The 15,371-nt window shown below is 73.2% G+C and carries 7 protein-coding genes; 5 read left to right on the plus strand and 2 right to left on the minus strand.

Annotated elements, in window-relative coordinates; all coding sequences use genetic code 11:
• Positions 1-57 precede the first annotated feature (57 nt).
• The 4 genes from BM085_RS22720 to BM085_RS22740 all read left to right on the plus strand — a co-directional run bounded on the left by BM085_RS22720 (position 58) and on the right by BM085_RS22740 (position 6,358).
• On the plus strand, positions 58-429 hold the full coding sequence (locus tag BM085_RS22720) for a hypothetical protein (protein ID WP_093888949.1): 372 nt from the start codon (positions 58-60) through the stop codon (positions 427-429).
• 83 nt (positions 430-512) lie between these two features.
• On the plus strand, positions 513-2,783 hold the full coding sequence (gene secD / locus BM085_RS22725; protein WP_093888950.1) for a protein translocase subunit SecD: 2,271 nt from the start codon (positions 513-515) through the stop codon (positions 2,781-2,783).
• 1,981 nt (positions 2,784-4,764) lie between these two features.
• Positions 4,765-4,965: an EF-hand domain-containing protein gene (locus tag BM085_RS22735; RefSeq protein ID WP_031168267.1), complete on the plus strand. Its 201-nt coding sequence runs from the start codon at positions 4,765-4,767 to the stop codon at positions 4,963-4,965.
• 139 nt (positions 4,966-5,104) lie between these two features.
• Positions 5,105-6,358 carry a PucR family transcriptional regulator gene (locus BM085_RS22740; RefSeq protein ID WP_093888951.1) on the plus strand — a complete coding sequence of 418 codons (1,254 nt, stop codon included), beginning with the start codon at positions 5,105-5,107 and terminating at the stop codon, positions 6,356-6,358.
• On the opposite strand, the gene ccrA is transcribed toward BM085_RS22740, so the two are convergent.
• Positions 6,339-7,649: a crotonyl-CoA carboxylase/reductase gene (gene ccrA / locus BM085_RS22745; RefSeq protein WP_093888952.1), complete on the minus strand. Its 1,311-nt coding sequence runs from the start codon at positions 7,647-7,649 to the stop codon at positions 6,339-6,341. The genes BM085_RS22740 and ccrA overlap by 20 nt on opposite strands.
• Complete coding sequence (locus BM085_RS22750; protein WP_245789581.1) at positions 7,646-13,963, minus strand: type I polyketide synthase; 6,318 nt, start codon at positions 13,961-13,963, stop codon at positions 7,646-7,648. Before BM085_RS22750 ends, ccrA begins: the two co-directional genes overlap by 4 nt.
• Positions 13,964-14,223: 260 nt before the next feature.
• Between BM085_RS22750 and BM085_RS22755 the strand changes: the two genes are divergently transcribed.
• Positions 14,224-15,345, plus strand: a complete 1,122-nt coding sequence (locus BM085_RS22755; RefSeq protein WP_093888954.1) for an alpha/beta hydrolase — start codon at positions 14,224-14,226, stop codon at positions 15,343-15,345.
• Positions 15,346-15,371: the final 26 nt, after the last annotated feature.

The following is a 15,371-nucleotide window of genomic DNA, read 5'->3' on the forward strand; positions in this document are numbered from 1 at the left end:
CATACGCCGTGCCCGTGCCGGACGGGCTACGGTGGGACCGGACCCCTGGAGGAGAACATGCGGCAGGCGAGGCGCGGCGCGCCCTTCGGCTGGCTGCTCGCTCTCCTCCTCCCGCTGCTCGTCTCCGGTGGCCTCAACGCGGGTGGCGCCACCGCCCTCCTGGGACACCCGGCCGTCGCCGCCGTCGCCGGGGAGCATCAGCCCCTGTCCCGCCAGGTTCACGCCGGCGGGGAGCAGCACGCCTTCACCGGGGGTTCCATCGGGACCGGAACCGGGGGCGGCCACCCGTCCGCGGCCGGGCCGCCGGACGCCCGGGACCTGTCCCGCACCCCGGGCTTCGACTCGCGTCCCGCCGGTGACGACGACCCACGCCCGCTCGCGGCCCTGCTGGTCAGGCCTGGCCGGGCACCCCCCTCCACAGGCGTCTGAAAGCACCTCGCAGCCGGCCTCCGAGGCCGCTACGGGTGCTTTCGCCGTACCCGGACACCTTTCCCCTGCCTGTGGAGGCTTCCATGTCGCGTGCCCCCGTGGTGCGCGCGGTGACGGCGTTCGCCGTCATCGCCATCTCCCTTTTCGTCGCGTTGACCATGACGCCGCGCCTCGGTCTCGACCTGCGCGGCGGCACCCAGATCGTCCTGGAGACGAGGGACTCCCCGACCGTCAAGGCCGACGCCGAGGCCACCGACCGCACCCTTGAGGTGCTGCGCCGCCGGGCCGACGCCCTGGGCGTGGCGGACGCGCCGCTGGCCCGCTCCGGCGAGCGGCGCATCATCGTGGAACTGCCCGGCGTGCAGGACCCGACCAAGGCCGCCGAGGTCATCGGCAAGACCGCCCAGCTCACCTTCCACCCCGTCATCGCCCAGGCGGACGAGGCGACCACCCCGAAGAAGGGCGAGCAGATCATCTCCGACGAGGACGGCGTCAAGCTGCTCGTCGGCCCGGCCCGGCTCACCGGCGACGGGGTCGAGGACGCCCAGGCCGGGACCGATCCCCAGCAGGGCGGCGGCTGGTACGTCACCGTGGACCTGCGCGAGGAGGGCCGCAAGGCGTGGGCCGAGCTGACCGGTGAGGCCGCGTGCAACCCGGTGGGCGACCCGAAACGGCGGGTCGCCATCGTGCTCGACTCCAAGGTCATCGTCTCGCCACAGGTCAACGACGGCGTGGCCTGCAACGTGGGCCTGCCGGGCAGCTCCACCCAGATCACCGGCTCCTTCACCGCCGAGGAGGCCGGCGACCTGGCCGTGCTGATCAAGGGCGGCTCGCTGCCGGTCCCCGTCGAGATCGTCGAGCAGCGGACCGTCGGCCCGACGCTCGGCGCGGCCGCGATCGCGGCCAGCGCGCAGGCGGCCGTCATCGGCGTGCTGCTCACCGCGCTGTTCATCGTGGTGGTCTACCGGCTGGTGGGGTTCCTCGCCGCCATCGCCCTGGCCTGCTACGCGCTCATCTCCTACGCGGCCCTGGTGGCGCTCGGCGCCACGCTCACCCTGCCGGGCCTGGCGGGCTTCGTACTCGCGATCGGCATGGCGGTGGACGCCAACGTGCTGGTCTTCGAGCGCGCCCGGGAGGAGTACGCCTCCGGGCCGAGGCTCCGGCCCGCGCTGGAGAAGGGCTTCCGCAACGCCTGGAGCGCGGTGGCCGACTCCAACATCACCACCCTGCTCGCAGCGGGGCTGCTGTTCTTCCTGGCCTCGGGCCCGGTGCGCGGCTTCGGCGTCACGTTGAGCATCGGCGTGATCGCCTCGCTGATCACCGCGATGGTCATCACCCGGGTGCTGGCCGAGTGGGCGGTGACGAGACGGCCGGTGGCGCGGCGGCCGGCACTGACCGGCCTGGCCGGCATCGGGCGCGTCCGGACCTGGCTGAACGCGCGCAAGCCCCGCCTGATGCGCCACCGCACGGTGTACTTCGTGGTCACCGGCGTGCTGGTGGCCGTGGCGGTGGCCGGGGTGGCGGTACGGGGGGTGAACTTCGGAGTGGAGTTCACCGGCGGCCGGCTGGTGGAGTACTCCACCAGCGTCCCGATCACCGCCGACGCCGCCCGCGAGCTGGTCGGCGAAGCCGGGTTCCCGAACGCGGTGGTGCAGGCCTCGGACGCGGACATCTCCGTACGGACCGGCCAGATCGGCGCCGCCGACCTGGCGAAGATCGAGGCGGCTCTGGAGAGCGGCGCCGGGCAGATCACCAAGGAGCGCGACGAGCTCATCGGCCCCAGCCTGGGTGACGAGCTGCGCCGCAACGCGATGATCGCGCTGGCTGTCGCGCTCGCCGCGCAGCTCCTCTACCTGGCCTTCCGGTTCCGCTGGACGTTCGGGCTGGCGACGGTGCTGGCCCTGGTGGTGGACGCGGCCATCGTGGTCGGCGCGTTCGCGTGGCTGGGCAAGCCGGTGGACGGGGTCTTCCTGGCCGCGATGCTCACCGTGATCGGCTACTCGGTCAACGACAAGGTCGTGGTCTTCGACCGCGTCCGCGAGCTGTGGGGGATGCGGCCCAGGACTCCGTTCGCGGAGGTCGCCGAGACCGCGATCCTGCAGACCGTGCCCCGTACGGTGAACACGGGCCTGGGTGCGCTGTTCATCCTGGCCGCGCTGGCCGTGCTCGGCGGTGACTCGCTGACCGACTTCGCGGTGGCGCTGCTGATCGGCATCGTCGTCGGCACGCTGTCGTCGGCGCTGGTCGCGGCGCCGCTGGCGATCGAGTTCGAGAAGCGTGGCTCCGCACCGCCGCCGCAGCCCCCGCGCAAGGGCGCCTCCAGGGTCCGCGAGGGGTCGGGCGCCGTGATCTGAGCCGGTCCGCGCCGGCCTGAGCCGGTCCGCGCCGGCCTGAAAGGGACTGAGCTGGACTGAGGGGGACGGAGGGAACGAGAAGAAACAGGAAAGGTGCGGGCCTGTGATGGCCCGCACCTTTCCTGTCTCACACGCTGAACGCCTGTCCTACCCGTGTTCCGGTCGACCGTACCGATCGGCTCTCGACCTTCGCGGTCTCACCGGACTCACCGGTCTCCGTCACCGGGCCGGTGAGTCCGGATCACCTCGCCCTGACGGTGATCAGAAGCACCAGGTCACGCAGGACGGAAGGGACTGGTAGGCCGAGAAGGACTGGAAGGTGGGAACGGCATGGAAGGTCTGGATGGGACGGAAGGTCGGGATCGGACGGAAGGTCGGAAAGACCCCGACGACGACGGGCCGACCGGCCGGCACACGCGTCACTTCGGTGGACGATCCGGGAGGCCCCTGCGGCCCCTCAGGTCCCTGCGGACCTTCAGGACCGGCGGGACCCTCAGGACCGGCAGGACCCTCAGGACCGGCAGGACCCTCAGGACCAGCGGGCCCCTCAGGACCAGCGGGCCCCTCAGGTCCAGCGGGCCCCTCAGGACCGGCAGGACCCTCGACGCCTCCAGGACCGGCAGGACCCTCAGGACCGGCGGGACCTTCAGGTCCAGCGGGCCCTTCAGGGCCGGCAGGCCCCTGCGGGCCCTCGAAACCCTCGGGACCTTCAGGGCCCTCAGGACCGATGGGACCCTCAGGACCCTGCGGCCCCTCAGGACCAGCAGGACCGGCGGGGCCTTCAGGACCAGCGGGACCCTCAGGACCAGCAGGACCGGCAGGGCCTTCAGGACCAGCAGGACCGGCGGGACCTTCAGGACCGGCAGGACCCTCAGGACCAGCGGGCCCCTCAGGACCAGCAGGACCCTCAGGACCAGCAGGACCCTCAGGACCAGCAGGACCCTCAGGACCAGCAGGACCCTCAGGACCTCGCGGACCCGTCAGGCCGCGCGGGCCCGCAGGACCGGTGGCACCGGTCGCACCGGTGGGTCCGGCGGGTCCGGCGGGTCCGGGCGGACCTGCGGGACCTTCAGGGCCACGGGGGCCGACGGGCCCTGGTGGAACCGCACAGAGGGACAACGGCAGACGGAGCCACTTGCACAGCGGGATGTAGCTCTGCGCAGCCGAGTCGGCAGTCGGCCGCGCGGGGCTGGGCTGGTTGACCTGCGGAATGGCAGGGGCGGGATTCTGCCAGTAACCAACGACAGAGCTGCAGAGAGGATGGGAAGGCGTCACCACAAGAGCAAGTGCCGCCGAATTACTACAGAAGGGATCGCTTATCCCATAGCGGGCATGTGCCTCATTCATCGGCCAGGCCGGCGCTACGCCGGCATTAACCGGAGCAGGCATCTGAACGAGAACGGCCCCGGCGAGCGCGCCGCCGGCCAGGATGCGTTTCATAAGGGTAGACACAGCGTCTTCTCTCTCCTACCCCGCTCGCCGAAAACCTGGTGAGAACACTTTTGAACCGACCGGGGACAGCCGGAAACAATGCCCTCCGGATCCAGTTGATGCACCTGACGGGAAACGCGCGTTTCTTTGCTCTCCGCCAATGCGACCCGCCAAATAAAAACCAATGTGCTTAGTGCCTGAATATTCGCATCAAGCGCCTTATATTCGCGCAACGCCGACACCACGGCCGAATCTCCGGAATCCGGAACCTCCACGACCTCGCCTCCGCAGGCGGCCGTCCGGATCACCGGACGGCGGGGGCGGCCGGGAGACACTCGACAGGAGGCCGTACGGCATCCGGGCCACGCGAGGCCGTCCTCGCGGGGCGCGGAGAGCAGGGGCCCGCGAAGAGGGGAGCCCCTCGGAAGAACCAAGGCCCGCGAAGAGGGGAGCTCCCTCGAGGGAGCCGAGGGCGGCCTCCTCGAAAAGGGCGGCCCCCCGCTAGTGTGCTTGGCGTCTGATTCCCTGCTGCCGGAAGGCGGATGCGCTCGTGGCGGACGACTACGCGACGACTTTCAAGATTATCGACGTCGACGGTGACGGCCTCATCTCGGCCACCGAGATGACGCGGCTGATGGAGGTGCTCGGCCAGCCGATCACCCCCGAGGCCGCCGAGGCCGCCATCGCCAGGATCGACCTGGACGGCGACGGGCTGATCTCCCTGGAGGAGTTCGGCGGCTACCTCAAATAACCTCACCCCTCCCTAACCCCACCCCACCCCTCCCGCCGGGTGCCCTCACATGTTGCATTTGAGATAAGAACAAGCGTTTGCTACTTGCTCAAAGTGTCAATGAGATCAGAATGTGAGGCGCACTCCGACGGGAGGGTCTATGACGATAAAAGAAGATTCCAAGCTCGTTGTCACTGGGTTCGGCGACCGGAAGAGAAGATCTCACGAGCTGTCTGACCAGCGACTATGGAGATCCGCTCCGGCAGAAGTGGCCAGGTTGCTGAGACCGGGCCTGTCCGAGGTGGCCGACCAGGTGATCAAGGAGATCACGGTCCGGATCCCCGAGTACTCCCGGCCTTCCGACGAGATCTACATCAGGGCCATCCGGCTCGCCGTGGACGAGGCCCTGCGCCAGTTCGTCGACCGGATCGAGAACCCCAGCACGCCGTGGGAGCCCGACGTGTTCCGCACCATCGGGCGCGGCGAGGCCAACGAGGGCCGCAACCTCGACCCCCTGCAGACCGCGATGCGGCTGGGCGCCCGGGTGGCCTGGCGGCGGCTGACCGAGCACTCCGAGCGTCTCGGCCTCACCCCGCAGCACCTCTACGACCTCGGCGAGGCCATCTTCGTCTATCTCGACCAGCTCGCCGACGCCGCCGCCGAGGGCTTCGACGAGGCCCGGGCCCGCGCGGCCGGAGAGATCGAGCGTCGCCGCCGCCGGCTGATGGACCTGCTGCTGAGCCAGCCGGCCGCCTCCCCCGACGCGATCGCCGACCTGGCCAAGACCGCCGGATGGCGGCTGCCCAAGACCGTGGCCGGAGTCGCCCTGGACGCGCACTCCCGGGGCTACCGCGCCCCCTCGCTCCCGCCGGACGTGCTGTCCGGCCTCGACCGGCCCGGTCCCTGCCTGATCGTCCCCGACCCCAACGGCCCCGGCCAGGCCCAGACCCTGGAGGCCGGGCTGCGCGGCTGGAAGGCGGCCGTCGGGCCCGCCGTACCGCTGGCCGCCGCCGCGACCTCGCTGCGCTGGGCCCGCGAGGCGCTGGATCTGCACCGGCGCGGGGTGCTCACCGAGGAGCGCGGCGTGCTCCGCTGCTCCGACCACATGGCCACCCTGATCGTGTTCAAGGACGAGGAGCTGGTCAGCGCCCTCACCGAGGTACGGCTGGCGCCCCTGGCCCACCTGCGTCCCAGCCAGCAGGACCGGCTGGCCGAGACGTTGCTGGCGTGGTTGCGGCACGGCCGGGGCGCCGGCGAGGTGGCCGCCCGGCTCCACGTGCACCCGCAGACCGTGCGCTACCGGCTGCGCCAGCTGGAGGAGCTCTACGGCGAGCAGCTCAGCGATCCGGACATCCGGTTCGAGCTGGAGATCGTCCTGCGCGCCAGGCAGTCCGTCAGCTCCGGAACAGCCTGATCCGGTCCTCGCCGATGCGCTCCCTGAGCGCCGGGTCCTCGACGCCGAGGTCCTCGGCGGGAGCCAGACCCAGCACGCCGACCTTGCCGACATGCTCGTTGAGCTGTACGGCACGGGCGGCGTCGCCGGTCCGGTCGAGGGGGTAGACCTTGGACAGGGTGGGCTGCAGCGCGCCCAGCGAGAGCAGCCGGTTGACCTCGTGGCATTCCTGGTAGTTCGCTCCGTGCGAGCCGACGATCCGCTTGAGCTTCATCCACAGGTGCCGGTTGTCGTACTCGTGGGCGTAGCCGCTGGACGATCCGCAGGTGACGACCGAGCCGCCACGCCGCGCGACGTAGACGGACGCCCCGAAGGTCTCCTTGCCGGTGTGCTCGAAGACGATGTGCGGGTCCTCCCCGACCTGGCGGCGGACCTCCGCACCGAGCCTGCGCCAGGCCTTCTCGTCGTTGAGGTGCTCGAACTGCGAGCGGTCCACGACGTGCTCGCAGCCCATCCGGCGGAGCAGGTCGGCTTTCTCGCCGGAGCTGACCACGCCCACCGGGACGCCGCCGCCGTTCTTCACCAGCTGCACGGCGTACGCGCCGAGCCCGCCGGTCGCGCCCCAGATCAGCACCACGTCGCCCTGCTTCATCCGGGAGCCGCGCTCGCTGACCAGCATCCGGTAGGCGGTGGAGGCGCACAGCATGTTGCAGGCGGCCTCCTCCCAGGTCAGGTGCCTGGGCTTGGGCAGCAGCTGGGTGGCCCTGACCACCGCGAACTCGGCCAGCCCGCCGTAGTTGGTCTCGAACCCCCAGGCGCGCAGGTCGGCGCCGAGCATGGAGTCGGCGTGGGTGATCGGGTCCTGCTCGTCCACGTAGGCGGGTGAGACGACGACCCTGTCGCCGATCTTCCAGCGCCGTACGGCGGCGCCCATCCGGACGATCACCCCGGAGGCGTCCGAGCCGAGCACGTGGAAGCTCTGGTCGTGCCGGGGGTCCTCGCGCCCGAACCGCTCCAGGAACGCGAACGTGGGGATCGGCTCGAACATGGCCGTCCACACGGTGTTGAAGTTGATGGCGCTCGCCATGATCGCGACCAGCACCTCGTCCGGGGCGAGCTCCGGCATCGGCACGTCGTCCACGTGGATGGACTTGGTGATGTCCTTGTCGACGTCGTCGACGCCGTGCGGGCGCCGCCCGAACATGCCGACCTCGTTCTTGCGGGTGTGGGCGGCCCGGAAGGTCGTGGGGACCTCCAGGCGCGCGAGCTCCTCCGGATCGGCGCCGTCGACGACGGCCTGTGCGAGTGTCATAGCTGGCCTCCAAGGTGAGCGGCGATGACTTCGACGTGGGGCGGGTCGAGCAGGTTGAGATGGTGCGACCCGGGGATGGTGACGATCTCCAGCTCCGGGCTGAACGGGCCGAATCCCCTCGCGGGGTCGTCGGTGTGGGCGTATCGGGTGTCCTCCACCGCCCAGGGGGTCGGGTCCGTGGAGCGGTAGAGCACCACGCGGCCCTCGTAGGTCCCGGCCCGGTAGCCCTCGATGGCCCGGGTGTCCTCGTGCGAGGTGATCTGGTGCCGGAGGATGGCCTCCCCCAGCAGGTCCAGCACCCCCGACTCGGCGACGCGCGTCTCCACCAGCGCGAGCTGGCCGGCCTCGCTCAGGCCCGCGAGCTCGTCGTGGGACAGCCGGACGCGCACCCCGTAGGTCCGGGCGAGGTAGGCGGCGAAGTCCGCGTACCTCCTCGCCGCGATCTCCGCCCGCTCCGCCGCCGCCACCTCGTCCGGCAGGCCCGAGTCGATCATCGCCACCAGCTCCACGTTCTCCGCCCCGAGCTGCCGGGCGATCTCGAACGCCAGGATCCCCCCGAAGGACCATCCCCCGACCCGGTACGGCCCCGCCGGCTGCACCTTCCTGATCTCCGCCACGTACCGGGCGGCCCGCTCGCTCACCCCCGCCTCCGCGCCGAGGCCCCCGACGTCGTCCAGCCGCTCCAGCCCGAACACCACCCGGTCCGTTCCCAGCGCCCCCGCCAGCAGCGAGTACACCCCCGTGGTCCCCCCGGCCGGATGTCCCAGGAACAGCGGCACCTGCCCGCCACCCGCCGTCACCGGGGCGCCGGTCGGCGGCACACCCCGCGCGGGCCCGCCGGTCGGCGGCGCGGCGTGGCGGGCGGCCAGGTACGCGCGGGCCGCCGGGGTCAGCGGGCGGACAATGCCCCGGGCGGCCTCCTCCTCGTCGATCTCCCGGAGCAGGTCGGCGATCCGGGCCCCGGTCAGCGCGCCCTCGGCGGACAGCTCCCGGCCGGCCTCCCGGCTGAGGACGTCCAGGACGACGGGCAGGACATCGGCCGGGATCTCCTCGGTGACGCCGGGCTCGCGCCCGAGGATCCGGGTGAGGGCCACGACGACCTGCCGTTCCGCCGCGTCCCGGGGCTCGACCGGGCGCGTCCCGGCGGTGGCGCCGTGGATGCCCAGCTCGGCGGCCACCGCCGTGGCGACGTCCCCGAGCGTCGCCCCCTGGAGCAGCAGGGCGGGGGGCACGGCCACCCCGAAGTCGTGCTCGATCATGCCGCGCACCCGGGTGGCCGCGAGCGAGTCGAGGCCCGCCTCGGTGAGCACCGTGCTCTCCTGGAGCCAGGCTGCCTCGAATCCCAGCACGACGGCCGTCCGCTCCCTGACCTTGGCGACCACCGCCTCCATGGCCCGGCCGGGCTCCATCGAGGCCAGGGCCTCGGCGCCGGCCCACTCACCGCCGGTCGCGACCGCCCCCGCCAGATCCGCGAAGTACGGCATGCGCGCGATGCCGGGGAAGGCGGCGACCGCCGCCGCCGCGTCCAGCCGCAGCACGCCCGCGGCGGCCGTGCCCCGCGCCAGGAGCGCCTCCAGCGCCTCGACGCCCTCGCCCGGTGTGAGGGGCGAGACCGCGGGCAGCGTCGCCTGGCCCGCCCCGCCGACCTCGGCCCACGTGCCCCAGTTGATCGCCGTACCGGGCAGCCCCTCGGCCCGGCGGAGGTCGCACAGCGCGTCCAGCCAGGCGTTCGCCCCGGCGTAGGCCGCCTGCCCCGGCGACCCGAGCAGCGCCGCCGCCGAGGAGAACGCCACCCACCAGTCGAGTCCGGCGTCCCTGGTCGCCTCGTGCAGCTCCAGGCCGCCGCGGACCTTGGCCGACCAGACCCGGTGCAGGTCCTCGGGACCGACGTCGGTGACGAGGCGGTCGTCCAGCACGCCCGCCGCGTGCACCACCCCGCGCAACGGCATCCCCCCGGCCGTGACCGCGTCGACCAGTCCCCTGGCCACCCCCGGCACCGCCAGGTCCCCGGTCACCACCTGGATGTCGGTGCCCAGCGCCCGCAGTTCCCCGATCGTCCCGGCCCCCTCGTCCGACGGCCCCGACCTGCCGCCGAGCACGATCCGGCCGGCCCCCCGCTCGGCCAGCCACCGGGCCACCACCAGCCCCAGCCCGCCGTACCCGCCGGTGATCAGGTAGCCCCCGCCGCGCCGTACCACCGGCGTGCCCTCCCCGGCGCGACGCCGATCACCGGCGTCCGGGACCGCGGACAGGCGGGCGGTGTGGCGGACGCCGTCCCGCCAGGCCACCTCGTCGTCCGGCGCGTCGACCGCCAGCTCGGCCAGGAGCGCGTCCGGGCCGTCCGCGTCGATCAGGCAGGCACGCAGCCCCGGCTGCTCGAAGGCGAGGACCCGGACGAGGCCGCGCAGCGCGGCGGCGCCGGGGTCGCCCGGCTCTCCCGCCAGTACGGCCTGGGCCCGGTGGGTGACGAGCCGCAGGCGCGTCCCGGTCCCGGCGAGGGCGCGGACGATCCGGGTGACGGCGAGGAAGAGGGTCTCGGCGCCGGCCGGGTCCAGGCCGCCGGGGACCAGCACCACGACCTCGTCGGCCGCCGGAAGGGCGGACGGAAGGGCGGGCGGCTCCGGGACCGGCCCGGTCCGCGGGGGCGCGGAGCGCTGGGCGGGGACCAGGGAGGGCAGCGGCCCGGCCGGAGCCACGCCGGGCAGGTCGAGGTGGTGGACGTCGTGCCCGGCGGCGGCGAGGCCGGAGGCGAGGCGCCCGGCCCGCGGATCCCCCTTACCGGCCACGATGAGCCAGCCGCGGACCGGGCGCGGACCGGATCCATTCCCCGCCGACGCGGCCTCGACACCTGGCGCCGGCGCCCACACGCGGGCCACGAGCTTGCCCGCCAGCGGAACCGGTACGGCGGTGGCGGGGATGTCCCTGGTCAGCAGGCCGGCCGGGGTGCCGTCACCGCCCAGCCGGCCGATCGCCACCGGCACCCCCGAGGAGTCCCGCAGCCGCTCGGCCAGTTCGGCGGGGCCGGGGACGGTCCCCGCCGGGGACGGATCGGGCGCGACGGTCGCGGTGCCGTACCGGATCCAGACGCCCGCGGCGTTCTTGGCGTCGATCCCGACCTCGCCGGACGGGGTGAGGGTGGTGGTGATCGTGGCGGGCAGGGGCAGCAGCGCGTCCAGGGTGACGTCGGTCAGCTCGGCCCGGCCCAGGATCCCGGCGGCCGCCGCCTGGGCGAGGGCGGCCACCGCGGCGAGCGGCAGGACCGGCAGGCCGTGCAGCCGCCAGGCCGAGGGGTCCAGGCGCCAGGGGGCGTCGGAGAGGTCGTCGACGGTCGTGGTCCACACGTGCCCGGCGGGGCTCTCGACGTGCACGCCGAGCAGCGGATGGCTGCCGGGCGGGAGGGCGGCGCGCCTGGGTGCGGAGAACCAGTGGCGTCCGTGCCGCCAGGGCGAGGGGGGAAGGTCGACGAGCCGGCCGGAGGAGGCCGCGACCAGCGAGGGCATGGCGATCACGGTGGCGGCGAGCTGGGGATACAGCTCCTCGTCGTGCCCCCTGCGGAGGGAGTGGGTGATCACCGTTCCCGCCGGGAGGGAGTCGCGCAGGGGCGCGGCCAGGACCGGGTGCGGGCTGATCTCGGTGAACACGGTGTGGCCGTCCTCGGCGGCGGCCTGGAGGGCGGTGAGCAGGCGCACCGGACGGCGGACCCCGGCGGCCCAGTAGGCGGGTTCGAAGGTGGGGATCTCGCGGGGGTCGTCGAACACGGTCGAGTAGAACGGGATCTCGGGCTTGCCTCCGGCGACGGTGGCCAGCGCCTCGCGGAGCTTCGGCAGGAGCGGCTTGACCTGGGGCGAGTGCCCGGCGCCCTCGGCGGTCAGCACCCGGGCGAGCAGACCCCGCGACTCGACCTCGGCGGCGAACGCCTCGACCCGGCCGGGGTCGCCGGTGACGACGCACTGCCTCGGCGAGGAGTGGACGGCGACGTGCAGATCGCCGGGGACCTCCTCCGCGGCCACCTCCAGCACCGCCATCGCCCCGCCGCCGCCCAGCGTCCCGAGCAGCGCGGCCCGGCGGCAGATCACCCGGACCGCGTCCCGCAGCCCGATGCCGCCCGCGACCACGGCCGCCGCGACCTCCCCCATCGAGTGCCCGACGACCGCCGCGGGCCGTACCCCGTGCGACCTCCAGAGCTCGGCCAGCGCCACCTGCACCGCGAAGATCACCGGCTGTGCCGTGGCCACGCCCACGGCGTCCAGCCCCCCGGCGACGATCTCCCGCAGCCCGATGCCCGCCTCGTCGCCGAACATCGGGTCCAGTTCGTCGATCATCGCGGCGAACACGGGTTCCTCGACGTAGAGCCGGGCCCCCATCCCCGCCCACTGCGAGCCGTAGCCGGAGAACACCCACACCGGCCCCCGCCCACCGGTCACGGCCGCTCCGGTGACGCCCCCGCCCGCCTGTACGGCCCGCAGCCCGGCCAGCAGTTCCCCGCGGTCCCCGGCCACGACGGCGGCCCCGGCCCGCCCGCGCCCGGCCCGCCGGGCGAGCGTGTGGGCGACGTCGCCGAGCGCGGCGCTCCCCCGTGCGGCCGGGTCGGGCGCGATCCCGGACTCGACCCAGTCCGCGAGCACCCCGGCATGGTCCCGGACCCGCTCGGCGGACACGTCCGTGAGCAGGAACACCTTCGCCCCCGGCCGGTCGCGCCCGGCCTCCCCGTCGTACCGCTCCGTGGACGGGCCGGCCGCGGCGGTGCGGGACGGGGGTGGGGACGGGGGCACGGACGCGGGCGCGGGCGCGGCGCGCTCCAGGACGATGTGGGCGTTGGTGCCGCCGAAGCCGAAGGAGGACACCCCCGCCCGGGGGTGGTCGCCCGGCCAGGGGGTCGGGGCGGTGACGACCTTGAGGCGGTCCCAGGGGATGTGCGGGTTGGGGCGCCGGAAATGGATGCTGGGCGGGATCACACCGTGGTGAAGGGAGAGGACGGTCTTGATCAGGCCGGTGATCCCCGCCGCGGCCTCAAGGTGGCCGAGGTTGCTCTTGGCGGAGCCGATGAGCAGTGGCGCGGTACGGCCGCCGCAGAGCGCGGCGTCGATGGCGCGGGCCTCGATGGGGTCGCCGAGGAAGGTGCCGGTGCCGTGGGCCTCGATGTAGTCGGGGCCCTCCAGACCGGCGTAGGCCGTGCGGAGCAGCTCCTCCTGGGCCTCGGGGTTGGGCGCGACCAGCCCGTTCGAGCGGCCGTCCTGGTTCACCGCGGTGGCGCGGACGACGGCCAGGATCCGGTCGCCGTCACGCTGGGCGTCGGCCAGCCGCTTCAGCACGGCGACGCCGCACCCCTCGGCCCTGACCATCCCGTCCGCCGAGGCGTCGAAGCTCTTGCAGCGCCCGTCGGGCGCGGTCCCGCCGCCCTGGTCGAACGCCATCGTGACCACCGGGGAGAGCAGCAGGTTGACCCCCGCCGCGAGCGCCAGGTCGCTGTCGCCCGAGCGCAGACTCCGGACGGCGAGGTCCGTGGCGACCAGCGAGGAAGAGCAGGCGGTGTCCACCGACAGGCTCGGCCCGCGCAGGTCGAGCAGGTAGGACAGCCGGTTCGCGGCGATGCTGAACGCCGCCCCCGTCGCCGTCCAGGCGTCCACCTTCGCCGGGTCGGCGGTGGTGAGATGGGCGTACTCGTTGCCGGAGATGCCGACGAACACCCCGGTACGGCTGCCGCGCAGCGACCGGGGGGCGACCCCGGAGTGCTCCAGCGCCTCCCATGCCGTCTCCAGCATCAGCCGCTGCTGCGGGTCCATCGTCTCGGCCTCGCCCGGGACGATCCCGAAGAAGTCGGCGTCGAACCCGGCCACGTCGTCCAGGAAACCGCCGTGCCGGGTGGTCGCGGCCAGCGCCTCCGCGGTGCGGGGGGATCCGTCGTCGAAGGCCGCCCAGCGCTCCTCCGGCACCTGGCCGACCGCGTCGCCGCCCGCCATGAGCAGCCGCCAGAAGTCCTCCGGCCCGTGCACGGACCCCGGCAGGCGGCATCCGACGCCGATCACCGCGATCGGCCCGCCGGGATCCGCCGTCCGGCCGGCGGCCGGGGCGGCGGCCGTACCGGTGGCGAGGCCCCGCGCGAGACGGTTGATCGTGGGGTACTCCCAGACCAGCGTGGGCCCCAGCTCCCGGCCCAGGAGGACCTCCAGCTCGCCGGCCACCGCGACCGCGTCCCGGGAGGACAGCCCGAACTCCTCCAGGGGGCGGTCGGGATCGACGTCCGCGAGGGGCAGACGGCAGCGGGTCGCGATCCGTTCCGTGAGAAAGCGGCGGATCTCGTCTTCGCCGAACATGTCCACGTGGCGACTCCCAAGAACACCCGAGGTGATCGGCAAACTTACAGAGACAAATCCGCATAAGGGAGCCCTGACAACCCACAATCCACCAGCGCGTTTTGTCACGATCGTGATAACGGCCGCCCTTTCAAGGGATTTGTTCGGGCAGCTCAAACCCCTCGCGCATTTCGTTGCGAACACTCATAGCCGGACCCCGATGATCAGGCTTAAGGTCGCCTGCCACGGCCCCTGTCTCCAGGCCGGGTGGAGGAAAGAGAATGCGACCTGCTCGACGTGGATTCCTGGTGCTGGCGACCGCTCTGCTCGTCGGGCTGCCGTCGACCGCGCACGCCGCTCCGGCTGCGCCGTCCGGCAAGAGCCCCTCCGGCCCCTGGCCGGCCGCGAAGCCCGGCGGCGCGCGGGTGGTGAAGGAGCGCTGGTTCGGCCTGCGCATGGTCGACATCACGGTGTCGTCGCCCTCGGTCAACGCGATGCTGCCGGTCCGGCTGCTGGTGCCCCGGGGCTGGTCGAAGAAGGCCAAACGCACCTGGCCGGTGCTCTACATGCTGCACGGCGGAGCCGACAACTACACCGCGTGGACCCGGATGACGGACATCGCGGCCATGACCGAGAACGTGGACGCGATCATCGTGATGCCCGAGGCGGGCCGGGCCGGGAACTACACCGACTGGTACAACGGCGGCAAGGGCGGCGCGCCCGGCTGGGAGACCTTCCACACCTACGAGCTGCGCCGCCTGCTGGAGACCGGATACCGGGCCGGGAGCCGCCGAGCCGTCGCGGGCCTGTCCATGGGCGCCTACGGCGCGATGAAGTACGCCGCGCGGCACCCCGGGATGTTCCGCTTCGCCGGCTCCTACAGCGGCGTCATGTCCACCCGCCTGCCCGGCATCCCCGAGCTCATCATGAACGCGCAGGCGGCCGAGCGGCAGGACCCGAAGGCCATGTGGGGGGACCCGATCAGGAACCGGAACGTCTGGCGGGCCAACGACCCCGCCTACCTGGCCAGGAACCTGCGCGGGATGAGCCTCTACATCTCCAGCGGCACGACCAGCCGGCTCGGCGAGCTCGACCCGCCCGGAGCGCCGTGGAGCCCCGCCCATCTCAGCGAGCCGCTCTCCGCCTACACGGCCAAGGACCTGGTCGCCAAGCTCCGCCGGTACGGCGTCAGGCCCGTGGTGCACCTGTACAAGGACGGCACCCACACCTGGCCCTACTGGACCCGCGAGTTCAAGCGGTCCTTCCCGATGATCCTGTCGGCCCTCGGCCTGGAGTCCTCCTCGGAGGAGGCGCCCCCGCCGCAGGAGGAGGACGAGGGCATCTGGGGCCTGCTCGGACACCGCTCCCCGATCACCGTCTCCGGCGGCGAGAGCTCCCGTTAGGCGCCGGGCCGCGCCCCGTCCCGGCC

The sequence above is a fragment of the Streptosporangium canum genome (genome assembly GCF_900113865.1).
In the GTDB taxonomy this organism is placed as follows: domain Bacteria; phylum Actinomycetota; class Actinomycetes; order Streptosporangiales; family Streptosporangiaceae; genus Streptosporangium; species Streptosporangium canum.

Bases quoted from the DNA above. Each gene is read 5' to 3' on its own strand.
- BM085_RS22720 (WP_093888949.1), top strand. From the start codon at position 58: ATGCGGCAGGCGAGGCGCGGCGCGCCCTTCGGCTGGCTGCTCGCTCTC.
- secD (WP_093888950.1), top strand. From the start codon at position 513: ATGTCGCGTGCCCCCGTGGTGCGCGCGGTGACGGCGTTCGCCGTCATC.
- BM085_RS22740 (WP_093888951.1), top strand. From the start codon at position 5,105: ATGACGATAAAAGAAGATTCCAAGCTCGTTGTCACTGGGTTCGGCGAC.
- BM085_RS22750 (WP_245789581.1), bottom strand. From the start codon at position 13,963: ATGTTCGGCGAAGACGAGATCCGCCGCTTTCTCACGGAACGGATCGCG.
- BM085_RS22755 (WP_093888954.1), top strand. From the start codon at position 14,224: ATGCGACCTGCTCGACGTGGATTCCTGGTGCTGGCGACCGCTCTGCTC.
- ccrA (WP_093888952.1), bottom strand. From the start codon at position 7,649: ATGACACTCGCACAGGCCGTCGTCGACGGCGCCGATCCGGAGGAGCTC.